This window comes from Martinezella rhizogenes, from assembly GCF_027460065.1.
In the GTDB taxonomy this organism is placed as follows: domain Bacteria; phylum Pseudomonadota; class Alphaproteobacteria; order Rhizobiales; family Rhizobiaceae; genus Agrobacterium; species Agrobacterium rhizogenes_C.
In genome coordinates this window covers 24,519-49,585 of sequence record NZ_JAPYZZ010000010.1, presented here as the reverse complement: position 1 = coordinate 49,585, position 25,067 = coordinate 24,519, and the positions used below count along the sequence as shown (strand labels likewise).

Here is a 25,067-nt window from a genome sequence, read left to right as displayed (position 1 = left end):
CGATCTCCCCTCAGGCCGCTTCGCCGATGGCGCGACCATTCGCGTCAAAGGCCATCAGGTGTTTTGTATCGAGAAACAGCTCGATATCCCTGTCCGGTTCGATGTCGTGGATACCATGCGCCAGCATCACCCAGCGCCGGCCGAAAAATTCCACATGCACGAAACTTTCCGACCCCGCGATTTCCGAAATCAGTGTCCGTGCCCGGATGGATTGCCGCGCCTCGCCCTTCGCATGCGGGAAAAGATGATGCGGCTGGAAAGCAATGGTCAAAGGCCCATCCGGCACGGCGGCAAGATGCGCCGGCACCACAACCACAGCCTTGTCGGCGCGCGTGAAAGCGTTACCCATCTTGATGACCTCGATGGTGTTGAGCGGCGGATCGGCAAAGATTTCCGCAGTGACGATATCCACCGGCTGCCGATAGACCTCGATCGTGCGGCTGAACTGCGTCACCCTTCCCTCGTTCAGGGTCGCTGTATTGCCGCCCAGAAGCAGCGCTTCGGAAGGTTCCGTCGTGGCATAAACGAAGATCGCGCCGGACTCTGCGAAGATGCGCGGCAATTCCTCGCGCAATTCCTCGCGCAGCTTGTAATCGAGATTGGCGAGCGGCTCGTCGAGCAGCACCAGATTGGCGTTCTTGACGATGGCGCGGGCAAGCGCCGTGCGCTGCTGCTGGCCGCCGGAGAGATTGAGCGGCGTGCGGTCGAGATAGGGCGTCAACCTCAGAAGCTCGGCGGCCTTCCTCACCTCCCGGTCGATGGTCGACTGGTCCTTGCCAGCAACCCGCATCGGTGAAGCGATGTTCTCATAAACGGAGAGCGCCGGATAATTGATAAATTGTTGGTAGACCATGGCGACGTTGCGCTTCTGCACCGGCCAGCCCGTCACATCTTCACCATTAAAGAGGATCGAGCCGCCGCTCGGCTTGTCCAGCCCGGCCATCAGTCGCATCAGTGTCGTCTTGCCCGAAAGCGTCGGTCCAAGCAGGACGTTCAGGCTTCCGCGCTGCAACGTCAGATCCGTCGGGTGAATATGATATTCACCACCCACCATCTTCGAGACGTTTCGCAATTCAAGCATGGTGATCCAAAGCCTCCTCCGCTTTTCGATCGGATCGTCAGATTGCCTTCAAGCGTCCACCTGCAATGCCTTCGATATAGTCTTCCAGCCCGCGCGCCTCTTCAGGCGTCAGAAAAAGCCCCTGCTTCGTGCGGCGCCACAGAATATCTTCCGTCGTCAGCGCCCACTCCCGCGCCATCAGCCAGCGAACCTCGGCCTCGTAAAGCGTGCCGCCGAAATGCCGGCCCAACGCTGCCGTGTCCGTAGCAGAACCGATTATGGCCATCGCATCCGTTCCATAACAACGGACGAGCCGCTCAGCATGACGTTTATCGAGGAAGGGATACCGCGACCGCACGGTCCTGACCTCTTCCGCATAGGCCTCGGCACCGAAATTTCCGCCCGGCAAATGCGAACCCGCCGTCCATGGCGCACCCTTTTCACCCAGCGCATCGCTGATTTTTTCAAGAGCATGTTCGGCAAGCCGCCGATAGGTGGTGAGCTTTCCGCCGAAGATATTGAGGAGCGGCGCTTCGCCTTCCGCCCCTTCTGTTTTCAGCACATAGTCGCGGGTCGCTTCCTGTGCTTTTGATGCGCCGTCATCGAAAAGCGGCCGCAGGCCGGAATAGGTCCAGACGATATCGGCGGGCTTTACCGGTTCAGCGAAATATTCACTCGCGGCATTGCAGAGATAGCTGATTTCGTCATCGCTGATCTTAACAGCCCGGGGATCGGCGGTATAGTCGCGATCCGTCGTGCCGATCAGAGTGAAATCCTGCTCATAAGGGATGGCGAAGATGATGCGGCCGTCCGGATTCTGGAAAAAATAGGCGCGCGGATCGGCAAACTTCTTGCGCACGATGATGTGGCTGCCCTGCACAAGGCGGACATTATGGACATTGTTTTTGCCGAATGTGGAAGACAGCACCTTGTCTACCCAGGGGCCTGCGGCATTCACCAGCAGGCGCGCCCGGTAGGTCTTGCTTTCGCCTGCGGCATTTTTCGTTTCAACCCGCCAGAAGGCGCCTTCGCGCCGCGCGGAAACCACCTGCGTGCGGTTAAGGATCAGGGCGCCACGATCGGCCGCATCGCGGGCGTTCAACACCACCAGACGGGCATCATCCACCCAGCCATCGGAATATTCGAAAGCGCGGGCAAAAATCGGCTTCAGCGGTTTTCCGGCAGGATCGCGGCGCAGGTCGAGCGAGCGGGTGGCCGGCAAAAGCTTGCGGCCGCCGAGATGATCGTAAAGGAAAAGCCCGAGACGCACGAGCCAGGCCGGGCGCACCCCGCCCCTCTGGAACGGCAGGACGAAGCGCATAGGCCAGATGATATGCGGCGCCATCGCCCACAGCACCTCACGTTCCATCAAGGCTTCGCGCACCAGACGAAATTCATAATGTTCGAGATACCGCAAACCGCCGTGGATGAGCTTGGTGGCGGCAGATGACGTGCCGGAAGCAAAATCGTTCATTTCCGCAAGCGCGACGGAATAGCCTCGGCCGACGGCGTCGCGCGCGATGCCGCAGCCATTGATGCCGCCACCGATCACGAAGATATCGTGGATTGCCTCGTCAGACATCGCCCCTCCCGTGCTTTCATCGACGCTCTCCCCATCGATATTCTGAAAGCATGGTCATCTAATTCGAAGACAAAACGAATGTCAAACGAAATTCCGAAGTCACTAAATCAGCCCTCCTCGCGCCTCGGTTTCGATCAGGCGGACATCATGATCGGCACAGATGCTGCGGATGGAATCGACCGGACAATGATCAGTAATGAAAGTATGAACCTGCGAAAGATGGCCGATGCGCACAGGGGCGGTGCGTTCGAATTTCAGTGAATCGGACACCAGAATGACATGACGGGCATTGGAGATGATCGCCTGAGCCACCTTGACCTCACGGAAATCGAAGTCCAGCAGTGCCCCGTCCTCATCGATCGCCGAAACGCCGATGACGGCGAAATCGACCTTGAACTGGCGAATGAAGTCCACCGCCGCCTCACCGACGATACCGCCATCGGAACCGCGCACCACGCCGCCGGCAATCACGACTTCAATGCCGGGGAAGACCCGCAACCTGTTGGCAACATTGATATTGTTGGTAATGACCATCAACTCGTGGTGGTCCGCCAGCGCTTCGCCCACCGACTCGGTTGTTGTGCCAATATTGATGAAGAGGGAAGAGTTGTTGGGTATGAGCGCAGCGGCAGCGGCACCGATCGCCTGTTTTTCAACAGAAGCAATCGCGCGGCGCGCCTCGTATTTGACGTTTTCATTGCCGCTCGGGAAAAGCGCGCCGCCATGGATGCGCGTCAACACCCGCGTATCACAGAGATCGTTCAGATCCTTGCGGATCGTCTGGGGGGTCACCGAAAACCGCGCCGCCAGTTCGTCGACCAGCACCCGGCCGTTCGCTTTCGCCAGCGCAACGATTTCATCCTGACGCGGTGTGAGCAGCATTTCGGCCTCCCTCCTCTTTCAATTTTTTCGTTTTATTGAAGAGCGAACGAAAAACCAATGTCAAGGGAAGGTTATGGCGGCGATGGCCACCACTTTGCGGATTTGCTTGAAGAATGTGGGTCCGATCAAGAAGCTTATTAGCCGGTTTTTTGAAAAGGCGCAGCAGCGGCTTGCTCTTTATCGGAGCCGGAAAACGCGGCGGAAGCGGAACGGAACGCATCACCGACACCGATCAGAACGGGTTCGTTCACGCCCAGCCTCTCGACTGCCGCAGCCAGTTGCGCGAGCGAACCGCACCAGCGTTGTTCATTCACCCGGCTGACGGAAATCATCACCACCACGGGGGTCGAGGCGGACATGCCGTGGGCGAGCAGGCAAGACTGAATGTCCACGGCGGTTCGCCCGCCCATATAAAACACGGTGGTCACCGAAGAATTCGACAGGGACTGCCAGTCGATATTTTCCGGCAGCTTTCCCTGCCGCGAATGTCCGGTGACGAACCGGACCGACTGGGCATGGTCGCGATGGGTCAGGGAAACGCCGAGGCGTGAGGCCATGGCGCTTGCGGCGGTTATGCCGGGCACGACCTCGACCGGGATCTTTTCCGCTTCCAGCGCCGCGATCTCCTCGCCGGCGCGTCCGAAAATCATCGGATCTCCGGATTTCAGCCGCACCACCCGTTTACCAGCCTTGGCGAAGCGGATCATCATGTCGTTGATGTCTTCCTGTTTGCAGCTTTCCCGTCCCCCGCGCTTGCCGACCAGCGTTCGCTTCGCTTCGCGGCGCGCCAGTTCCAGTACCTCCGCCGAGACGAGATCATCGAACAGGATGACATCGGCCGCCTGCAGGGCGCGCACCGCTTTCAGCGTCAAAAGCTCGGCATCACCGGGTCCCGCGCCCACGAGCGTCACAAGGCCCCGCGCCGATCCCGTCCGCCCGGCCTGTGTCGCTATATCTGTCAGCAGCCGTTCTTCGCTGCCTTCGTCCAGCCTTTCGGTAAAAGCCCGATCGACGAATTTTTCCCAGAAAGACCGCCGTGCCGTGCCGGGCGCAAACCGCAGATTAACGCGCTCGCGGAGCGTCTGGGCAAGCACGCCCCAATCTTTCAGCGAAAGCGGCAGCAACGTCTCGATGCGCCGACGAATGGCCTGCGCCAGAATGGGCGCAGCACCGTCGGTGGAGATCGATACCACCACCGGCGAGCGATTGACGATGGAGCCGAACTGGAACTGGCAGAATTCAGGCTTGTCGATGACATTGACGGGCACGCCGGCCGCACGCGCTGCATGATAAAATCTTTCGGCTTCCTCGTTGGTCTCGCAATCTGCCAGCGCCAGTTCCGCCCCTTTGAAAATATCTGGATTCCAGCAACGGTCATGCCATGTCAGCATCGGGCTTTTGGCGACGAGCGCCACCAAGCTTTCCGAAAGTGCGCTTTCCTCACAATAGAGGTCAAGTTCCGCCCCGCAGGCCAACAGCAGTTCCGCCTTCCAGGCGGCCCCATCCGATCCGCCCGTGAGAACCACGCGCTTGCCCTCGAGACCCCAGAAGACCGGCAGCTTGGCGAGCTTCTCCATGCGGGCCGGTTCATTCCGCTGCGGTTTTAAAGCATCCATCGATGATCCCCCTGATTTCGGCGCGGCAGGAGCCGCAATTGGTTCCGGCATTCAGCGCCTTGCCGATGGCTTCAACACTGTGGCAACCGTCACGAATGGCGGTCGTGATCTGGTTCACCCCGACATTGAAACAGGAGCAGACAGTTGCGCCCGGATCGGCTCGTCCCGCCCCCGGACGCCCGGCGACCAGCGCAAAACGCATGCGCAAATCCTCATGACGTTCGGTCAGTTGCGATATGGCCCAGTTGCGGGCAACGGCCACCGGTTGATTAGCGATGAACAACGCTGCCAGCAGCGTTTCACCATCGAAGAAGGCGAGGCGCAGATCGCCGGTCTGCCGGTCGCTATACCGCAGTGGCTCGACCCGCGCATCGATGCCGAAAACCTGACGCGCCCAGAGCGTCCAGTCTTGCGGATCTTTCGCAAAAGCCAGTTCCATGCGATAGCCTCCGTCCGCCTTGGCAATCGCCCAATAGGCGCAATCCGGCGCATCGGGCCGGGTGCGGGAAATGGCGAAACCATAAGCTTTCGCTTCAAAACGCCTTGCCCTTATGCCCGTGTTTTTCGAGGCTGGTTGGCCGGAATGCGGGTCCGTGACCGGCGCCACAACCATATCGATCCGCGCCCGCGCGGCGAACTGGTCGTTCCAGTGCATCGGCGCGAAGACCGAGCCCCGTGCCTGTCTTTCGCTCACCAGCGCGCGCAGCAGCACCTTGCCATGCGGGCTTTCCAGTTCCACCAGATCGGCGCTTTCAATTCCCAGCGCATACGCATCGCGCGGGTGAAGCTCGGCGAAGGGTTCGGCGATATGGGCGGTGAGGCGAGCGCTTTTGCCTGTGCGGGTCATGGTGTGCCATTGGTCGCGAATGCGGCCGGTATTCAGCGTCAGCGGATAGTTTGCCGATGTTTTGTCCACCTCAGGCAAAGCGGTGGCGATGAAGCGTGCCCTACCGTCTGCGTGATAAAACCGGCCATTCGCGAAAAAACGGGTTATCTCGGCCTCGCCGGCCCCGGCTTTCGGCCATTGGAAAGGTGTCACCGTATCATAGGAATTCGGGTCGATTCCGCTGATATCGAAATCACGGCCTCCGGCATTCTCGAAACCGGAAAGAGCGGCATGTTCGGCGAAAATCTCCGAGGGCTTTTGATAAGCAAAAGCAGCGTTAAAGCCCATGCGCCGGCCCACCTCCGCCATCTGCCACCAGTCGGCTTTCGCTTCGCCGGGTGCATCGAGAAAGCTGCGCTGGCGGGAAATGCGCCGCTCGGAATTAGTAACCGTACCGCCCTTTTCGCCCCAGCCGAGCGACGGCAGGAGAACATGGGCGTGGCTGGCCGTGTCCGTATTGGCCATGACATCGGAAACGACGACGAAAGGACAGGCCTTGATGGCCGCCTCGACGGCAGCGGCATCCGGCATGGATACGACCGGGTTTGTGGCCATGATCCATAGCGCCTTGATGCGGCCGTCAGCCACCGCCCGGAACATGTCGACCGCCTTGAGGCCGGGTTTACGGGCAATGGCGGGCGAGGCCCAGAAGCGCTGCACACGGTCGCGATCCTCAGCGCTTTCGATGGCCATATGGGCGGCCAGCATGTTGGCGAGCCCGCCGACCTCGCGTCCGCCCATCGCATTCGGCTGGCCGGTCAGCGAAAACGGTCCCATGCCCGGCTTGCCAATGCGGCCGGTGGCGAGATGGCAATTGATGATGGCGTTGACCTTGTCGGTGCCGCTTTCAGACTGGTTAACGCCCTGGCTGTAACAGGTGACAGTTTTTTTTGTGCGCTTGAACAATTCGTAAAAGGAAATCAGTTCGGCGGTGGTCAGGCCGGTGGCCTCGGCAATTTCCGGCAGGCTATGCTCACTTGCGGCCAGCGTTGCGGTATCGAAGCCCGCCGTATGATTTTCCACGTAAGCGCGATCGATCGCCGAACTGCCGGAAAGATGCGCCAGAAGGCCAGTAAATAGCGCCACGTCCCCATCGGGACGGATGGCGAGGTGCATATCGGCAATATCGGCGCTCATCGTCCGGCGCGGATCGATGACGACGACTTTCATCTCCGGCCGCGCCGCCTTGGCGGCCGCCAGTCTCTGATAGAGAACGGGGTGGCACCAGGCGAGGTTGGAGCCAGTGAGGATCACCAGATCGGCAAGCTCCATATCCTCGTAGGTACCCGGCACCGTATCGGCCCCAAAGGCGCGGCGGTGTCCGGCAACCGAGGACGACATGCAGAGCCTTGAGTTGGTATCGATATTGGCCGAGCCGATGAAACCCTTCATCAACTTGTTCGCCAGGTAATAATCTTCCGTCAGCAATTGGCCGGAGACGTAAAAGGCGACGGAATCCGGGCCGTGCTCGGCAATGGCTTGCGAGAACTGGGAAGCGACGAGATCGAGTGCCTCGTCCCAGGTCGCCCGCCGGCCGCCGATTTCCGGGTGGATGAGGCGACCGTCGAGATCGATGGTTTCGGCGAGCGCCGAACCCTTGGAACACAGCCGTCCGAAATTGGCGGGGTGATCCTGATCGCCTCTGACTGAAACGGTGCCGTCATCGGCAACGGTTGCGATCACACCGCAGCCGACGCCGCAATAGGGGCAGGTGGTTTTGGTTTCAACGGGCATGGGACTGCCCTCTTATTTGCCCTCTCGGCGCGTGGCGCTTACCCCCCTCTGTCCTGCCGGACATCTCCCCCTCAAGGGGGGAGATCACTTGCGGCACGGACTTCGTTTCACAGTTTAGGTCGCCGACCGTAAAGATGAAGCGGAAAGCCCGCCGCTTGTCGATCTCCCCCCTTGAGGGGGAGATGTCCGGCAGGACAGAGGGGGGTATTTTCGCCATCGCCGCCATCGCCATTCACTCCGCCGCAATCATCAGAGTTTCAAGCGCGATGGAGAGGCGTCCATACAAATTGCGCACCGGAATCGTCCGAACCTCGCCCTCATCCGCCCCCAGCGCCTTACCGGTTTCCAGCGAAATGACCCAATTATGCAGCGGACACGTCACCGACGCCCCATGCACGATGCCCTGGGAGAGCGGACCGCCCTTGTGCGGGCAATGATCCTCAATCGCGAAGACCTGATTTTCCGCCGTGCGGAACACCGCGATCTTGCCCATCGGCGTCTTCACGCAACGCGCGCCGCGCAGCGGGATGTCGGAAATATCGCCAATATCGATCCAATTGCTGTCCATCGTTCTCACTCCGCCGCCTGATTGAAACCGATTGCCGCCATGGGCCTGAACTCGTGCTTGTCGTGGCCCGACACACGTTCCGACCAGGGATCGACCTGTGCGAATTTCTGGCTGAAGACGAAGCGGTCGAAATAGGCTTTGCGCTTGTCAGTATCGTCCATGATCTGGCGGCGAACCTCGTCGTAACCGATGCGCTTGGCCCATTTGTAGATGCGCTCGAGATAGCGCGCCTGCTCGCGGTACATCTGGGTCAGGGCAACGATATGCTCGAGCGCCTCGTCCTCGGTATGGACAAGACCCAGGACTTCCGTGCCCTTGATATCGAGACCGGCGGCACCGGCGAAATGGATTTCGAAGCCGGAATCGACGCAGATGACGCCGATATCCTTGCAGGTGGCCTCGGCGCAGTTGCGCGGACAGCCGGAAACGGCAAGCTTCAGCTTGGCGGGCGTCCACGAGCCCCACATGAATTTTTCGATGCGGATGCCAAGCCCGGTGGAATCCTGCGTGCCGAAGCGGCACCATTGCTGACCCACACAGGTCTTCACCGTGCGCAAGCCCTTGGCATAGGCCTGACCGGAGATGAAGCCGGCCTTACCGAGATCGGCCCAAACGGCGGGCAAATCCTCCTTCCCGATGCCGAGCAGATCGATGCGCTGGCCGCCCGTCACCTTCACCATCGGGATTTCGAACTTGTCGACCACATCGGCAATCGCCCGAAGCTCGGAGGAGGAGGTGACGCCGCCCCACATGCGCGGCACGACGGAATAGGTGCCGTCCTTCTGGATATTGGCATGGACGCGCTCATTGATGTAACGCGACTGGTAATCGTCTGCATATTCGTCCGGGAAATCGCAGACGAGATAATAGTTAAGCGCCGGCCGGCATTTGGCGCAGCCGCAGGAGGTTTTCCATTCCAGTTCCTGCATCACGGCGGGAATGGTCTTTAAACCCTTGGCCTTGATGAGACGACGCACATCGTCATGACCGAGATCGGTGCATTTGCATATGGGCTGCACGGCAGCGGGGTTGTAGCTGTCGCCCAGCGTCAGCGTCATCAACTGTTCGACAAGGCCGGTGCAATTGCCGCAGGAGGCGGAAGCCTTGGTGTGGGCGCGCACATCATCCAGCGAGGTCAGCCCCTTGGAGGTGATGGCCGAGGTGATCTTACCCTTGCAAACGCCGTTGCAGCCGCAGATTTCCGCATCATCCGGCAAGGCTGCAACGGCCGCCATAGGGTCCAGCGGAGACCCTCCCTGATAGGCCTGGCCGAAGATCAGGGTTTCGCGCATGGCGGAAATGTCGGTCGATTTCTTCATCAGGTCGAAGAACCACGAGCCATCAGCCGTCTCGCCGTAGAGAACCGCGCCGATGATGCGGTTTTCCTTGAGGATGAGGCGCTTGTAGACGCCGGCGGTGGCGTCGCGCAGCACGATTTCCTCGCGGTCGTCACCTTCCGCAAAATCGCCAGCGGAGAACAGGTTGATGCCGGTGACCTTCAGCTTGGTATTGGTGACGGAACCGTGATATTCGGCCGAACCGCCACACAGCCGGTCGGCCAGTACCCGCGCCGATTCGTAAAGCGGTGCAACGAGGCCGTAACACATGCCGCGATGCTCGGCGCATTCGCCGAGCGCGTAGATCGAAGCGTCCGAGGTCATCATGCCGTCATCGACGACGATGCCGCGATTGACGGCGATGCCGGATTCCTTGGCAAGACCGGAGGCGGGGCGGATGCCAACCGCCATCACTACCATGTCGCCTTTAATAACACGGCCGTCTTCCAGCTCGATGCCCTCGACCTTTTCCTCACCGAGAATGCATTTGGTATTGGCCTTGGTGATGATGTCGATGCCGCGCTCATTCAGTGCCTTTTCCAGAAGATAGGCCGCTGCCGGATCGAGCTGGCGCTCCATGATCGTCGGCATCAGGTGGATGACGGTGACCTCCATGCCCTGACGCTTCAGCCCATAGGCCGCTTCCAGCCCGAGAAGGCCCGCGCCGATGACGATGGCGCGGCCCTTGCCCTCGGCGATTTCGAGCATCTTTGTGACGTCGTCGAGATCGCGATAGGCTAGTACGCCAGACAATTGATGGCCGGGAACGGGGATGATGAAGGGTAGCGAACCGGTGGCGATCACCAGTCTGTCGTAGGAAGCTGTGATGCCGTTTTCGCTGGTGACGGTCTTTTTGTCCCGGTCGATGCCCGTAACCTTCGCGCCCTTGTGCAGCGTCACATTATTGGCGGCATACCATTCGTCATTGTGGATGACGATGTCTTCGTAGCTCTTTTCGCCTGAGAGCACCGGCGAGAGCATGATGCGGTCGTAATTGACGCGTGGCTCAGCGTTGAAGATGGTGACGTCGTAAAGGCCGGGGGCGGTTTCGAACAGGTTCTCCAGCATGCGCCCCGGCGCCATGCCATTACCGATGATGACGAGTTTTTGCGTCATGGTCGTTACTCCGCAGCTTCGACGAAGCGGTGACGTTCGTAGAGGAACTTCAGCACGGCCTCGCGGCATTTGAGATAGGTGGTGTCAGATGCAAGCTCGATGCGGTTGCGCGGGCGGGCCAGCGGCACGTCAAGCACTTCGCCGATATGGGCGGCGGGACCGTTGGTCATCATCACGATACGGTCGGAGAGCAGTACCGCCTCGTCAACATCATGGGTTATCATGACCATGGTGTTGCCGAGCCGGGCGTGGATTTCCATCACTGCGTCCTGAAGATGGGCGCGGGTCAGCGCGTCAAGCGCACCGAAAGGCTCGTCCAGCAGCAGGATTTTCGGTTCCATGGCCAGCGCGCGGGCAATACCGACGCGCTGCTTCATGCCGCCGGAAATTTCGGACGGTTTCTTGTCCTTAGCGTGGGCCATCTGCACGAGATCAAGATTGCGCATGACCCAGTCATGCCGTTCGGCCCGAGTCTTCGTGTTGCGAAACACCTTGTCGACGGCGAGATTGACGTTTTCGTAAACCGAAAGCCACGGCAGCAGGCTGTGGTTCTGGAACACCACGGCGCGTTCCGGGCCGGGTTCGTTGACTTCGCGGTTTTCAAGAAGGACCGCCCCGGCCGAAACCTTCGTCAGCCCGGCGATGAGGTTGAGCATGGTGGACTTGCCACAGCCGGAATGACCGATGACGGAGACGAATTCGCCCTTCTCGATGGTGAGGTTGATGCCTTTCAGCACCTCGGCGCGCGAACCGCCCTTGTCGAAATATTTATCGATATGATCGAGCTTCAGATAAGCATTCATAATTTGGGCCCTCTCAATTCGCCGCAGCGCCGCGGGTGATGACCTTGCCGAGCGCCGCCACCAGCTTGTCGAGCATGAAGCCGACGACACCGATGTAGGCGAGCGCCACGATGATGTCGGGCAGGCGCGAGGAATTCCACGCATCCCAGATGAAGAAGCCGATGCCGACGCCACCGGTCAGCATTTCCGCGGCGACGATCGCCAGCCATGAAAGGCCGACACCGATGCGCAGGCCGGTGAAGATGTAGGGTGCTGCCGATGGCAGCATGATCTTGAAGAAAAATTCGAGCTGATTGAGCCGCAGCACCTTCGCGACGTTGCGGTAATCCTGCGGGATGTTGCGCACACCGACCGCCGTATTGATGATGACAGGCCAGATGGAGGTGATGAAGATCACGAAAATGGCCGAGGGGTTGCTGTCCTGAAAAGCGGCGAGCGAAAGCGGCAGCCAGGCCAGCGGCGGCACGGTGCGCAGCACCTGAAAGATCGGGTCGAGACCGCGCATCGCCCAGACAGACTGGCCGATCACCGCACCGAGCACGATGCCGGCGATGGCAGCGAGGCCGAAACCGTAAGCCACACGTTCGAGCGACACGAGTACACGCAGGCCAAGCCCGATATCCTGCGAACCATTATGGAAAAACGGCGATACGATGAGGTCGTAGCTTTCCTTAAAAACCTGGCTCGGCGGTGGCAGCGATGAGCCGGGGGCGGAACAGAGCACCTGCCAGACACCGAGCAGCACGGCAAGGACGACAAACGGTGGTATGGTGTTGCGGGCCGCCCCAGCACCCCATTTGCGAAGATCGATCCGCGGCGAATGTTTGGGCGAAAGTGCCACGACGTTTGCCTTTTGCACTGCCGGCTGCTGCGGCTCTTCTTTGAATTTTCGGGCCAATGCGGACATGGGCATTTCCTCTTGATTTCGGTTGCGGTCTGGGCTCGCCCCTCATCCGGTCTTCAGTCTCGGCCGCCGAAAGGCGGGCACTGGCGGATGAAGGGCGATACCCGGTCTCCTCCTCAGGAGGCCGCCTTGATGGAAAGGCTTTCGAGATAGGCCGAGGGGTTTTCAGGGTCGAAGACCTTGCCGTCGAAGAAGGTTTCCTTGCCCCGAGATGTGGAAGCGGGAAGATCGGCAACGCCGAGATCCTTGGCGGCCGCGCGCCAAATATCCTCGCGGTTCACCCTCGCAACCAGCGCCTTCACATCTGTGTCAGGCGCAAATTTGCCCCAGCGGATGTTTTCGGTGATGAACCAGCTGTCATGGCTGTGGAAGGGATAGGAGGCGTGGTCCTGCCAGAACTTCATCTGCAGGCCGGTATTTTCCAGCACGCGGCCGTTGCCGTAGTTGATATTGCCCTTGAGGCGACCGAGTACATCCTTAGGCGGCACGTTGAACCATTGGCGTTTGCCGAGGATGGTGGACATCTCCTCCTTGTTCGCCATCTCGTCGCACCATTGCTGCGCTTCCATGACAGCCATCAGCAGCGCCTTGGTGGCGTTGGGGTTCTTTTCCACCCAGTCCGCACGCATGCCGAGCGCCTTTTCCGGATGGCCCTTCCAGAGTTCGCCGGTGGTACAGGCGGTGAAACCGATGCCCTGATTGACGAGCTGTTCATTCCACGGCTCGCCCACGCAGAAGACGTCCATGTTCCCGACCTTCATATTGGCGACCATTTGTGGCGGCGGAACGACGATAGTGGAGACGTCCTTGTCCGGATCGATGCCACCAGCAGCCAACCAGTAGCGGATCCAGAGATCATGCGTGCCACCGGGGAAGGTCATGGCGGCCTTGATTTCCTTGCCTTCAGCTTTCTTCTTCTCGAAAGCCGCCTTCAGCCTGGAGGCATCCAGCTGGACGCCGGTCTCTGCATATTCCTTGGCGACGGAAATGCCCTGGCTGTCGAGATTGAGGCGGGCGAGGATTGTCATCGGCACCGGCACATTGTTCTGGGTCACCTTGCCGGTATGCATGAGATAGGGCATCGGCGTCAGGATATGCGCGCCGTCAATGCCGTTGGAGGCGCCGCCGAGCACGAGATTGTCGCGCGTCGCACCCCAGGAGGCTTGTTTCAGAACCTCGACGTCAGGCATGCCGTGCTTGGCGAAAAGTCCCTTCTCGGCGGCAATGATGAGCGGCGCGGCGTCGGTGAGCGCGATGAAACCGAGTTTCGCGCCCTTCACTTCCGGCTCGGCAGTGGCTGCGAAAGCGCCTGACGGAAAGGCCGTGCGCACGGCGCTGACGAGGGCTGCGGTGGCCGTTGTCTTCAATATCGTGCGGCGGCTGACATCGCCCGAGAATATCTTTTTCATTCGCATCTTCCCCTTATTGGGCCACCTTCCGCGGTGACGCTTTCGCTTGCGAAAAAACCTGAAAATAAAAAAACGCCGCTCGGTGTTTGCACCTTCGGAACGGGAGGTGTTCCGGGCAGCAAAACCTTGCGACGTCTATGTCTCTGAAAGCGCCTATGCCGCGCCCTGCTTGCCCCGATCGCCGTTGACCGGTGCAAAGAATTAAACGCAAGAGGCGTGCCAGTTTAGAAAATGAAATCTAAATGATTGAAAAGGTATGTTAATTTACCAAAATCAAGGGAATGGTTAATTTTTAACCAGCGATTTTTCTGTCTTTCCTTTGTGCAAAGCGGAAAAATTCGCGCTTGAAATTTGCGCAGCCCGCAAGGCCAAAGGCCAATCAGGCCTCTCCCGAAGCGGGGGAAACCGGCGCGGATGTGCGTACGGAAAAGCTGTTCACATAACCGGCGATATCGGCAGGATCGAACACGATACCATCCACGAAGCGGTCTCCATCTTCCTGCCCCTCGATGCGGATATCGGCATCATCAGGCGCTTTCCCGTCACCCAAAGCCACCCGATAAATATCCGGGCGATAGGCGGCGAGAGCGGCGTTCACGCCGGTCTCAGACAATTCGGCCTGCCCCCAGCGGACCATCTGGCTGTAAATCCACAAGGCCTGGCTCTGGCGCGGATAGTTGGCGTGGTCGCCATGGAAGGTGAAATATTTGTCGATCACCCGGCGGTTGCCCTGGCTGTCGATGCTGAATTCGCCTGATAGCACGCGGCGGATGATGTTTTGCGGCGCATCGATATAACGCGGATCGGCCAGTGCGCCACTCAGCGCGTCGTGATTTTCGGCAAGGTCGCACCAGCGTGCGGCGGCATCGAGTGCCGTCAGCAGTCGTCCCACCGTTTCCTGCTGGCTTTCCGCCCACTCGGGCCGCATGCCGATAACTTTCTCGGGTGCCGAAGGCCACAGATCCTGCTTGGCGGCGACAATCCTGCCGACACCGCGCTCGGCAGCGACGATGTTCCATGGCGCGCCGACGCAGAAGCCATCAATGGCGCCGGCGGCCAGCGCATCCGAGGTCATGGGCGGCGGCACCACCACCAGCTTGACGTCATGATCGGGATGGATACCGCCGGCGGCGAGCCAATAGCGGAACTCGTAATTATGCGAGGAAAACGGATAGGTCATGCCGAGCGTCGGCGGCGCTTCGCCGCGCGCCCGCATATCGTCCAGCACCAGCTTGAGGGCAGTGGCGTTTTCGAGCGCACCGGCCGTCTCCGAAAGCCCCGTCAACGCCTTCATGCGCGCAAAAAGCCGGGTCGAAAGCGTGATCGCATTGCCGCCGCGTCCGAGCGAAAAGGGCGTGATCGTCGGTGACGGATTGGAACCCAGCCCGAGCATGGAGGCAACCGGCATCGGCGACAGCATATGGGCGATATCGAATTGCCGGAAGGCCAGCCGGTCACGCACATTGGCCCAGGACACGTCCTTGACGAGATCGAGCACCAGCCCTTCGCGTTCGGCAAAACCGAATTCGGCGGCGGCAATCAGCACGGATGCATCGACAAGCGGAATGAAGCCTGCACGCAGGATCTTCTGCCGGTCGCTGCCCACCAGTGCGGGTGCGCCGAGCGTTTGCGTTGCTTCTCTCCCCGAGCCTGCCGTTTTTTCCGGTGCCGCCATATCTTACACTCCACACTGTCCGGCCGGCGGGGTCGTCACATCAACAGACCCGCCGCGGTGACCACGCTTTGCGCGATCTCGGAAATCTTCTTTTTCTCGTTCATCGCCGTCTGCCGCAGAAGCGCAAAGGCCTCCTCCTCGGACAGCCCGCGCATCTTCATCAAAATGCCCTTGGCCCGCTCGATGACCTTGCGCTCCTCCAGCGCCGATTTGGCATCGGCAAGTTCCCTCTGTAGGCGGCTGAAAGCGTTGAAGCGGCTGACCGCCATATCAAGAATGGGTTTGACCCGCTCCTTCTTCAGCCCGTCCACCACATAGGCGGAAACGCCTGCCTCGACGGCTGCCTCGATGGAGGCCGTATCGGAACGATCAACAAACATGGCGATGGGGCGTCCAACCGTACGGGTCAGCTGGAACAGATGCTCCATCATGTCACGGTTGGGATTTTCAAGGTCGATGAAGATAACGTCGGGCTGCAGCGTCTCGATGGTACGCGCCACACCATGCACTTCGTGGATAACGGTGACGCGCTGATAGCCAGCCTCACGTAGCCCCTCCTCGATGATGGAGGCGCGGATCGCGTTTTCGTCTATGACAAGAATGGTGAGGTCGCGAAGCGTCATGTGAGCATTGATGACGCAGCGCAGCAAACTTGGCAATCCGCTACCGATGCAAAAATGGATGGAGCAACAAGGGACGTTGTCTCCCCTGCCGCCTGCCCTATCAGGATGCGTGTTCGACGGCGCGCTCGAGCGCCTTCAAAACCGTCCGCTCGGAGAGATTGAGATAGATTTCCATCTCGTTGCCAGCCTCGGCAGCTTTGCCCTCTTCCATCAGCGATAGAATCCTGCTGTTCATATCCACGAACGGCGAATGAAGCTGTTCAGGATCTTTCAAGAGCCCGAAACAAAGCCTGAGTTCCGCGGCGATACGCTCATAAAAATCGCTGATCCGGGCACTGTCTTGAAGATCGACAACCGCTGCATGAAATTTCATGTTGGCGCTGCCCACACCCAGCCAATCGGCAGCCTCGCGCTTGACCTTGGCGTCCTCGACGGCTGCGCGCATCGCCTTGATGGCGGGATGCTTGTGCCAGGCCTGGCGCAGCGCGCCGCATTCCACCATGCGCCGCACACGGTAGATATCGATGACCGAAGACATGGTGGGAACGGCGACGAACACACCGCGATTGGCCTCGTGGCGCAACAGCCCATCCTTCGTCAGAAGCCGGAAGGCTTCGCGCAACGAATTGCGGGAGACATCGAAACGTTCACTGAAGGCTGCCTCGGAAAGGCGCTGCCCCGGCGCCAGCTCACCTGATATCAGCAGGGTGCGAATACCCTTGGCCAATCGATCCGCAAGCGGCAGACCCTCTATCGTTTCCGTCATGGCGCTCCTTTCCTAAGAGCAATGCGGCATCGGGAATTCCGTGACAGGCATGTTCGGACACGGCATGTTCTGCCCATAGCACAAAGCATTAGCAAAGCACGAAAAAAACATGATTAAATCGCGGTCATCACGTCCAACAAATAGACAAAATGAAAGAACGATAACTTTATATTGTTCAACAAAGTTGACAATTTCACAGAACACGACAAGATCACCCGCATAAAGCATTCCGCGAGGGGCGGATTGCGACAAGAGCGGAGAAAATCCATGGAGCAGAAAATGCCCACGCCCGCCGACCCGAATGCGGCGGCACAGAAGGCAAAAACCCAGCGTTATGCCCTACTTTCGGCCATGTTCTTGATGTCGATGTCAGCCGTAGGGCCGGGCTTTATCACTCAGACGGCGAATTTCACGGTGAAACTGGGCGCCGCATTCGCATTCGCCATTCTCATTTCCATCCTGATCGACTTTGTGGTGCAGGCCAATATCTGGCGTATCGTCACCATCACCCGCATGCGAGCACCGGCGATTGCCAATGCCGCCATTCCGGGCTCGGGTTATCTGCTCGCCATCCTCGTTATCATCGGCGGCCTGTTCTTCAACGTCGGCAATATCGGCGGGGCGGGGCTCGGCTTTAACGCCATGATCGATCTCGACCCGAAGATCGGCGGCGCAATCGGCGCGCTGGCAGCCATCGGCATCTTCCTGTCGCGCCGTGCGGGTATCGCCATGGACCGCGTCGTTTTCGTGGCCGCTTTCGTCAAGCTCGCGTTGATCCTTTATGCGGCATATGTGTCCGGTCCCCCGGTGGCAGAAGCTTTCCGCCAGACCTTCCTGCCTGATACCATCGATTTCGTCACCATCACCACCATCGTCGGCGGCACCGTCGGCGGCTACATCACCTATGCCGGCGCGCACCGTCTGCTGGACAAGGGCATGGTCGGCGTTGAAAATATCAGCGCGGTCAATCGCGCCGCGCTGAGCGGCATCGCGATAACAGGCGTGCTGCGCTACATCCTGTTCCTCGCCATTCTGGGTGTCGTCGCAAGCGGCGTGATCATCGATCTCTCCGGCAAGGCGGCAAACCCGGCAGGCCAGGCGTTCCATGCCGCCGCCGGCAATATCGGCTACCGTCTGTTCGGCGCGGTTTTCCTCGCCTCTGCCATGACCAGCATCATCGGCGCGGCCTATACTTCCGTTTCCTTCCTGACGGCCTTCAAGCCGGAAATGACGGAACGCCAGCGCAATTTCGCGACCGTCGGCTTCATCGCCATCTCGCTGATCGCTTATATCATCATCACCACTCCGCCCGCGGCCATGCTCGTCTTCGTCGGCGGCCTGAACGGTCTTGTTCTGCCGATCGGCCTCTCGATCTTCATGTATGCCGCATGGAGACGCGCCGACCTGATGCACGGTTATCATTACCCGCGCTGGCTGCTGATACTTGGTGTGCTGACCTGCGCACTCACCTGGTATATGGCCTATAAATCGGTCGGCGCGATCTTCGGCCTGCTCGGCTACTGACACAATAAAGGGAGGCAAACATGGCCGCTATCGATCTCAACAGCGATCTTGGCGAAAGTTACGGCGCGTGGCGCATGGGTGATGACGAGGCGATGCTTGCCATCGTTTCCAGCGCCAACATAGCCTGCGGATTTCACGCAGGTGACCCGGCCGGCATCTACCGCACAGTCAAGGCCGCTGCCGAAAAAGGCGTGGTCGTCGGCGCCCATGTCTCCTATCCGGACCGCGTCGGCTTCGGCCGCCGCGATCTGGACGCAACCTCGGAAGAACTGATTGCCGATGTCATCTACCAGATCGGCGCGCTGAAAGGCGTTGCCGCCGCCGCCGGAACCACGGTGCGTTATGTCAAGCCGCATGGCGCACTTTACAACCGCATCGCCAATGACGCGAAACAGGGGCAGGCCGTCATCGACGGCATCAAGGCGATCGACCCTTCGCTGATATTGATGGGCCTCGCCAACGCGCCTATCCTCGATCTTGCCCGCAAGGCCGGTCTCGCCGTCGTTGCCGAAGCCTTTGCCGACCGCGCCTATACGCCCGAAGGCCAGCTGGTGTCGCGCCGGGAAGCCGGTGCGGTATTGCATGACGCAGCAAAAATCGCCGACCGTATGGTTCAGCTTGCCCGCGAGGGTACGCTGGAGGCGATCGATGGCAGCATCATAAAAATCGAGGCGCAATCCATCTGCGTGCACGGCGACAGCCCGGGCGCCGTCTCCATCGCTCAGGAAATTCGCCGTCGTTTCGAGGCTGATGGCATCGACATTCGCTCCTTCGCATCCGATCGCTGAAAGGGTAGCCGATGACGATACCAACATCCTATCTCAACCACACCGATGCAGAGGCCGCACGAAAGGCCCGTGCGACCTATCGCGATGGCCTTGTCGCCCCCACTTCCGGCATTGCGCCCGGCTTCACGCAGGCGAACATGATCGTGCTGCCGCGCGACTGGGCCTTCGATTTCCTGCTCTATGCGCAGCGCAATCCAAAACCTTGCCCGGTGCTCGATGTTTCCGATCCCGGCTCGCCCACCACGCTTCTGGCGCCCGGCGCTGATCTGAGAACCGACTTGCCGCTTTACCGCATCTGGCGGGATGGCAAGCTTGCCGAGGAAACCGCGGATGCGACGTCTGCCTGGGCGGAGCGTGATGATCTCGTCGCTTTCCTCATCGGCTGCAGCTTCACCTTCGAAACGCCGATGGTGGAGGCGGGCATCGAAATCCGCCACATGACCGACAAGAGCAATGTGCCGATGTATCTGACCAACCGGCCTTGCCGCCCGGCCGGACGGTTGAAGGGCAACATGGTCGTTTCCATGCGGCCGATCCCGGCTTCACGCGTCGCGGATGCGGCTACCATTTCCGGACGTTTTCCGGCCGTGCACGGTGCGCCCGTGCATGTCGGCGCTCCGGAAGAGATCGGCATTTCAGATCTTTCCAAGCCTGATTTCGGTGATGCGGTGCGGATTGAGCCGGGCGAAGTTCCGGTATTCTGGGCCTGCGGCGTGACCCCACAGGCCGCCGTGATGGCATCTGGTGTTCCCTTTGCCATCACCCATGCGCCAGGCCACATGTTCATCACCGATATTCCCGACACTGCCTATCACGCGTGAGGATATGATGCGTTTTCTTCCCGTCAGCCTCACCACAATCCTTGTCGAACTCGCCGATCTCGATGAAACGCTGGCGCTCTTCGCCTCGCTTCAGAACGATCCAGTCGAAGGCATTGAAGAGACGGTGCCGGCTGCCCGTACCTTGATGATCCGTTTCCGCCCTGAGAAAATCGGTGTGGAGATGCTGGTCGCGCAACTCGCAAGCCGCGATCTCTCGGCAAAGATCGCGCCTTCGGACAATCTCGTGGAAATTCCCGTCCACTATGATGGCGAAGATCTCGCCGACGTTGCCGAACTGACCGGCATGAGCATTGAAGAGGTCATTCGCCGTCATACCGAAAGCGAATTTACCGTAGCCTTCTGCGGTTTCGCCCCCGGTTTCGGTTATCTGGTCGGCGGCGATCCGGCGCTGCATGTGCCGCGCCGGCAAAGCCCGCGCACCCGCATTCCAGCCGGTTCCGTGGCGCTGGCCGGCGCCTTCAGTGGCGTCTATCCGCAAAACAGCCCCGGCGGCTGGCAGATCATCGGCACCACGCCGGTGAAAATGTGGGATATAGACCGCGACCCCGGCGCGCTGTTCCAGCCGGGTTACCGGGTGCGTTTCCTCGACATGGACAAGGCCGGCAGAATGGTTGATATCCCGGCACCGGCACCGCGCCGGAAAGAACCGACAAAAGAGGGCCCGCATTTCGAGGTGCTCGCCGCGCCGATGCCCGCCATATTCCAGGATCTCGGCCGTTTCGGCCAGACCGGCCAGGGTGTTTCCGCCTCCGGCGCGCTGGATCGCGGCGCGTTTAATGCCGCAAATCGCATCGTCGGCAATCCGGTCAATACGCCGTGCCTTGAACTGACGCTCGGCGGCTTCTCCTTTAAAAGCACAAGCCGCACCGTCATCGGCATAACCGGCGCCCCCTGCCCCGTCTCGATCAAGACGGCGGATCGCAGTTTCGCTGCCAAAACCCATGGCCCGGTTTCCCTTGAGGCCGGTGATGTGGTGACTTTCGGCCAGCCGCTTAAGGGCATGCGCTGTTATCTTGCCGTCCGTGGCGGGTTCGATATCGAGCCGGTGCTCGGCAGTTTTGCGACGGATACACTGGCTGTCGTCGGCCCCGATCCCGTGGGTGCCGGTGCCATCCTGCCGCTCAAGGGTGAGAAATCCGGTCTATCCAGCGTATCGATCGACGAGGTTCCGGCTTTTCAGCCGCCGGCAACTGGCGAGGTCGTGACACTGGACGTGATCCTTGGCCCCCGAACCGACTGGTTTACGCAAAAAGGTATCGAGACGCTGACCGGCCAGCTCTGGCAGGTCTCCCCGCAATCGAACCGCGTCGGCATTCGCCTTTCCGGCGACGTGCCGGTGGAGCGCAGGGACAGCGCCGAATTGCCGAGCGAAGGCACCGCGACAGGGGCGATCCAGATTCCCCATAGCGGCCAGCCGGTTCTTTTCCTTGCCGATCACCCGCTGACCGGCGGTTATCCCGTCATCGGCGCGGTGGCGGAATATCATCTCGATCTTGCCGGGCAAATCCCCGTCAACGCCAAAATCAAATTCCGCCCGATTGGCTCCTTTGCCGAAATCGCGGCCAAAAACACAGAATTCGGAGGAGAAGAGCGATGAAAAAAGTGCTGATTGCCAATCGCGGCGAGATCGCGGTGCGCATCATCCGCGCCTGTCGCGACTATGGCCTGCAATCGGTCGCCGTTTATGCCGACCCCGATCAGGATGCGCTTTTCGTCCGGCTGGCGGATGAGGCCTATGCGCTGGAGGGCGTGCGTCCTGCCGAGACCTATCTCGATATCACCAAGCTGATCGCAATTGCCAAACGCGCCGGTGCCGATGCCGTGCATCCCGGTTACGGCTTCCTTTCCGAACGTGCGGAGTTTGCCCAGGCTGTTCTTGATGCCGGCCTGATCTGGATCGGCCCCGATCCTCAAGTCATCGAGGCACTTGGCGACAAGGTCGAAGCGCGGCGCATCGCCACCGGAGTCGGCGCGCCGCTGGTTGCCGGCAGCGATGGGCCCGTCTCCTCCGCCGCCGAAGTCACCGCCTTTGCTGAACAGCACGGCTTGCCCGTCGCCATCAAGGCGGCCCATGGCGGCGGTGGCCGCGGGCTGAAAGTCGCATGGAAGATGGAGGAGATCGCCGATCTCTATGAATCCGCCGTGCGCGAGGCAACGGCTGCCTTCGGACGCGGCGAGTGTTTTCTGGAACGCTTCCTTGACCGGCCGCGTCATATCGAGGCGCAGGTTATCGCTGACAAGCACGGCAATGTGCTGGTACTCGGCACCCGCGACTGCTCGCTGCAGCGGCGGAACCAGAAGTTGATCGAAGAAGCACCCGCCCCCTTCCTGTCGGATGAACAGCGGCAGAAAATCCACGCGGCCGCCAAGGCGATCTGCGCCGCAGCCGGTTATTCCGGCGCCGGCACCGTCGAATTCCTGCTCGGCGTCGATGGCACGATCTCCTTCCTCGAGGTCAATACCCGCCTGCAGGTGGAACATCCCGTTACCGAAGAAACCACCGGCATCGATCTCGTCATCGAGCAGTTCCGTATTGCCGAAGGCCACAAGCTGCGTGTGCTTGAAACGCCGCAACCGCGCGGCCATTCGATGGAATTCCGTATCAATGCCGAAGATCCCGGCCGCGGCTTCCTGCCGACACCCGGTTCGATTTCGGTTTTCGATGCGCCCTCCGGCCCCGGCATTCGCATGGATAGCGGCGTCGTCAGCGGTTCCAGCGTGCCTGGTGTCTTCGATTCGCTGATGGCAAAGCTCATCGTGACAGGTGTTGACCGTAATCAGGTCCTGCGCCGTGCGCGCCGTGCGCTCAAGGAATTCCGCATTGAGGGCATCGCCACCGTTCTGCCATTCCACCGCGCCGCGATCGAGACGGATGATTTCATCGGCAGTGATGGGTTCAAGGTTCACACCCGTTGGATCGAAACCGATTTCGCCGCCATGCCCGATGCGATGGAGCGCCCGGCACCGGCCGACGACCCGTCGATGACCCGGACCTATCTCGAGATCGACGGCAAGCGTGTTTCGGTCGGCCTGCCCAGCATTCTGCTCTCCAGCCTCGGCAACGTCAGCGGTGGCAATGCATCCGCTGCCGGTGTTGCGGTCGAGAAAAAGGAAGGCGAAATTACCGCCCCCGTTTCCGGGACCTTGCAATCCTTCAAGGTGAAAGACGGTGACATGGTTTCCGAAGGTGATCTTCTGGCGGTCATGGAAGCCATGAAGATGGAGACGCAGATTGTCGCCACCAGGGCCGGCAAGGTCCGCCTGATCGTCAAGGAAGGCGACTACCTGCAGGCGGGAGCAACCCTCATCGATATAGCCGGCTAATATACAGCCGGCGCGCCGGCCTCACAATCGCAGATCGCGCGGCACCGGCGGCGGAACCCTTTCGCCGCCGAGCCGTTTATGGCGCGACCTACTAACCATCGTGAGGGAAATATGGCCGGACGCACCTTGCTTCAATTCTTCCATTGGTATTATCCGGACGGAGGGAAATTATGGAGCGAGGTGGCAGAAAAGGCCGAAAGCCTTGCCAAAATGGGCATCACCGACGTCTGGCTGCCGCCCGCCTACAAGGGCGCCGCCGGCGGTTATTCGGTGGGATACGATACCTACGATCTCTTCGACCTTGGCGAATTCGACCAGAAGGGCACGGTCGCAACCAAATACGGTGATCGCGGCGCTCTTGAACATGCCGGCAAGACGCTGAAAGAAAATGGCATCCGTGTCATTCACGACGTCGTTCTCAATCACAAGATGGGTGCCGACGAGAAGGAAAAGGTGCGGGTTCGCCGCGTCAATCCCGAAGACCGTACCGATATCGACGATGAGGATTTCGCAGCGCTCGCCTATACACGCTTCACCTTTCCCGGCCGCAACGGCAAACATTCCAAATTCATCTGGGACCTCAAGTGCTTTAGCGGCGTCGACCACATCGAGGAGCCGACCGAAGACGGCATTTTCCGCCTCGTCAACGAATATGGCGATGGGGAATGGAATGAGGAAGTCGATCAGGAAAACGGCAATTTCGATTATCTGATGGGTGCGGACGTCGAGTTCAGAAACCGCGCGGTTTATGAGGAGCTCAAATATTGGGGCCGGTGGCTGTCCGAACAGGTGCAGGTGGACGGCTTCCGCCTCGATGCTGCCAAACATATTCCGGCATGGTTCTTCCGCGATTGGGTCGGGCATATGCGCGAGACGGTCGATACCGATCTGTTCGTCGTGGCGGAATATTGGCACCCCGATCTCGAAGCGCTGAAAAGTTATCTGGAGCTTGTCGACAAGCAGCTGATGCTTTTCGACGTCGCCCTTCATCACAGTTTTCATGATGCTTCGAAACAGGGCGGCGATTTCGATATGCGCAGCATCTTCGATGGCTCGCTCGTCTCTGCCGTTCCCGACCATGCCGTCACGCTGGTCGACAATCACGACACGCAGCCGCTGCAATCGCTGGAAGCGCCGGTGGAACCCTGGTTCAAACCCCTCGCCTACGCGATCATCCTGCTGCGCGAAGAGGGTGTTCCCTGCGTCTTTTATCCCGACCTGTTCGGCACTGGTTACACCGACACCGGTAATGACGGCAACGAATACAAGATCGATATGCCCGCTATCGAATGCCTGCCGAGGCTCATCGAGGCCCGCAGCCGCTTTGCCAACGGTCCCCAGACGGATATTTTCGACGATGCCAGCTGCGTCGCCTTTGTCCGCCACGGCACCGCCGATGCGGCGGGCTGCGTGGTGGTGATGTCAAACGGCGAACCGGGCGAAAAGCAGGCCGACCTCGGCCCGGAGCGTGCGGGATCGGTCTGGCGCGATTTTCTCGGTCACCGGGAAGAACAGGTAACGCTTGATGAAAGCGGCAAAGGCACATTCCCCACAAATGGCGGCAGCGTCAGCGTCTGGATTCCCGCCGATGCCGAATAAGAGGCGTCCGTCTCAGCACGGATGGGCGA

19 protein-coding genes are annotated in these 25,067 nt (G+C 60.1%); 6 read left to right on the top strand and 13 right to left on the bottom strand.

All coding sequences use genetic code 11. The features are described 5' to 3' along the window. Positions 1–10 precede the first annotated feature (10 nt). The 13 genes from O8B93_RS16470 to O8B93_RS16410 form a co-directional block, all read right to left on the bottom strand. Positions 11–1,081 (bottom strand): ABC transporter ATP-binding protein, encoded by a 1,071-nt coding sequence (locus O8B93_RS16470; protein WP_269711001.1) that lies wholly within the window; start codon positions 1,079–1,081, stop codon positions 11–13. A 37-nt stretch (positions 1,082–1,118) separates the two neighbouring features. Beyond that, positions 1,119–2,642, bottom strand: coding sequence for a glycerol-3-phosphate dehydrogenase (locus O8B93_RS16465; RefSeq protein ID WP_269711000.1), 1,524 nt, complete (start codon positions 2,640–2,642; stop codon positions 1,119–1,121). Between the two features lie 102 nt (positions 2,643–2,744). Next, entirely contained in the window at positions 2,745–3,524 is a 780-nt protein-coding gene (locus O8B93_RS16460) for a DeoR/GlpR family DNA-binding transcription regulator (protein ID WP_269710999.1), read from the bottom strand. 137 nt (positions 3,525–3,661) lie between these two features. After that, positions 3,662–5,140 carry a siroheme synthase CysG gene (cysG, locus tag O8B93_RS16455; protein ID WP_269710998.1) on the bottom strand — a complete coding sequence of 493 codons (1,479 nt, stop codon included), beginning with the start codon at positions 5,138–5,140 and terminating at the stop codon, positions 3,662–3,664. Then, positions 5,112–7,760 (bottom strand): nitrate reductase, encoded by a 2,649-nt coding sequence (locus tag O8B93_RS16450; protein WP_269710997.1) that lies wholly within the window; start codon positions 7,758–7,760, stop codon positions 5,112–5,114. The genes cysG and O8B93_RS16450 overlap by 29 nt, the downstream gene beginning before the upstream one ends. A 232-nt stretch (positions 7,761–7,992) precedes the next feature. Continuing rightward, entirely contained in the window at positions 7,993–8,328 is a 336-nt protein-coding gene (gene nirD / locus O8B93_RS16445) for a nitrite reductase small subunit NirD (protein ID WP_269710996.1), read from the bottom strand. A gap of 5 nt (positions 8,329–8,333) precedes the next feature. Continuing rightward, positions 8,334–10,781, bottom strand: a complete 2,448-nt coding sequence (gene nirB, locus O8B93_RS16440) for a nitrite reductase large subunit NirB (RefSeq protein WP_269710995.1) — start codon at positions 10,779–10,781, stop codon at positions 8,334–8,336. Between the two features lie 5 nt (positions 10,782–10,786). Continuing rightward, on the bottom strand, positions 10,787–11,584 hold the full coding sequence (locus O8B93_RS16435) for an ABC transporter ATP-binding protein (protein ID WP_269710994.1): 798 nt from the start codon (positions 11,582–11,584) through the stop codon (positions 10,787–10,789). Between the two features lie 13 nt (positions 11,585–11,597). Then, the gene (gene ntrB, locus O8B93_RS16430) at positions 11,598–12,491 is read right to left on the bottom strand and encodes a nitrate ABC transporter permease (protein ID WP_269710993.1); all 894 of its coding nucleotides are present in this window, start codon (positions 12,489–12,491) and stop codon (positions 11,598–11,600) included. 113 nt (positions 12,492–12,604) lie between these two features. Beyond that, positions 12,605–13,897 carry a CmpA/NrtA family ABC transporter substrate-binding protein gene (locus tag O8B93_RS16425; RefSeq protein WP_269710992.1) on the bottom strand — a complete coding sequence of 431 codons (1,293 nt, stop codon included), beginning with the start codon at positions 13,895–13,897 and terminating at the stop codon, positions 12,605–12,607. 379 nt (positions 13,898–14,276) lie between these two features. Further along, positions 14,277–15,572 carry a CmpA/NrtA family ABC transporter substrate-binding protein gene (locus O8B93_RS16420; protein ID WP_269710991.1) on the bottom strand — a complete coding sequence of 432 codons (1,296 nt, stop codon included), beginning with the start codon at positions 15,570–15,572 and terminating at the stop codon, positions 14,277–14,279. A 35-nt stretch (positions 15,573–15,607) separates the two neighbouring features. Then, entirely contained in the window at positions 15,608–16,195 is a 588-nt protein-coding gene (locus O8B93_RS16415; protein ID WP_269710990.1) for an ANTAR domain-containing response regulator, read from the bottom strand. Between the two features lie 100 nt (positions 16,196–16,295). Further along, positions 16,296–16,961 (bottom strand): GntR family transcriptional regulator, encoded by a 666-nt coding sequence (locus tag O8B93_RS16410; RefSeq protein ID WP_269710989.1) that lies wholly within the window; start codon positions 16,959–16,961, stop codon positions 16,296–16,298. Between the two features lie 267 nt (positions 16,962–17,228). On the opposite strand from O8B93_RS16410, the gene O8B93_RS16405 reads away from it, so the two are divergent. The 6 genes from O8B93_RS16405 to amyA all read left to right on the top strand — a co-directional run bounded on the left by O8B93_RS16405 (position 17,229) and on the right by amyA (position 25,038). Then, positions 17,229–18,485, top strand: coding sequence for an NRAMP family divalent metal transporter (locus O8B93_RS16405; protein WP_269710988.1), 1,257 nt, complete (start codon positions 17,229–17,231; stop codon positions 18,483–18,485). A gap of 20 nt (positions 18,486–18,505) precedes the next feature. Beyond that, the gene (locus O8B93_RS16400) at positions 18,506–19,273 is read left to right on the top strand and encodes a LamB/YcsF family protein (protein ID WP_269710987.1); all 768 of its coding nucleotides are present in this window, start codon (positions 18,506–18,508) and stop codon (positions 19,271–19,273) included. 11 nt (positions 19,274–19,284) lie between these two features. Continuing rightward, a complete protein-coding gene (locus tag O8B93_RS16395) occupies positions 19,285–20,094 on the top strand; it encodes a putative hydro-lyase (RefSeq protein ID WP_269710986.1) in 810 nt (269 codons plus the stop codon). 7 nt (positions 20,095–20,101) lie between these two features. Beyond that, positions 20,102–21,712, top strand: a complete 1,611-nt coding sequence (locus O8B93_RS16390; protein ID WP_269710985.1) for a 5-oxoprolinase subunit B/C family protein — start codon at positions 20,102–20,104, stop codon at positions 21,710–21,712. Then, on the top strand, positions 21,709–23,439 hold the full coding sequence (locus O8B93_RS16385) for an acetyl/propionyl/methylcrotonyl-CoA carboxylase subunit alpha (RefSeq protein ID WP_269710984.1): 1,731 nt from the start codon (positions 21,709–21,711) through the stop codon (positions 23,437–23,439). Before O8B93_RS16390 ends, O8B93_RS16385 begins: the two co-directional genes overlap by 4 nt. A 111-nt stretch (positions 23,440–23,550) precedes the next feature. Beyond that, positions 23,551–25,038, top strand: a complete 1,488-nt coding sequence (amyA, locus tag O8B93_RS16380) for an alpha-amylase (RefSeq protein WP_269710983.1) — start codon at positions 23,551–23,553, stop codon at positions 25,036–25,038. The last annotated feature ends 29 nt before the right edge of the window (positions 25,039–25,067 follow it).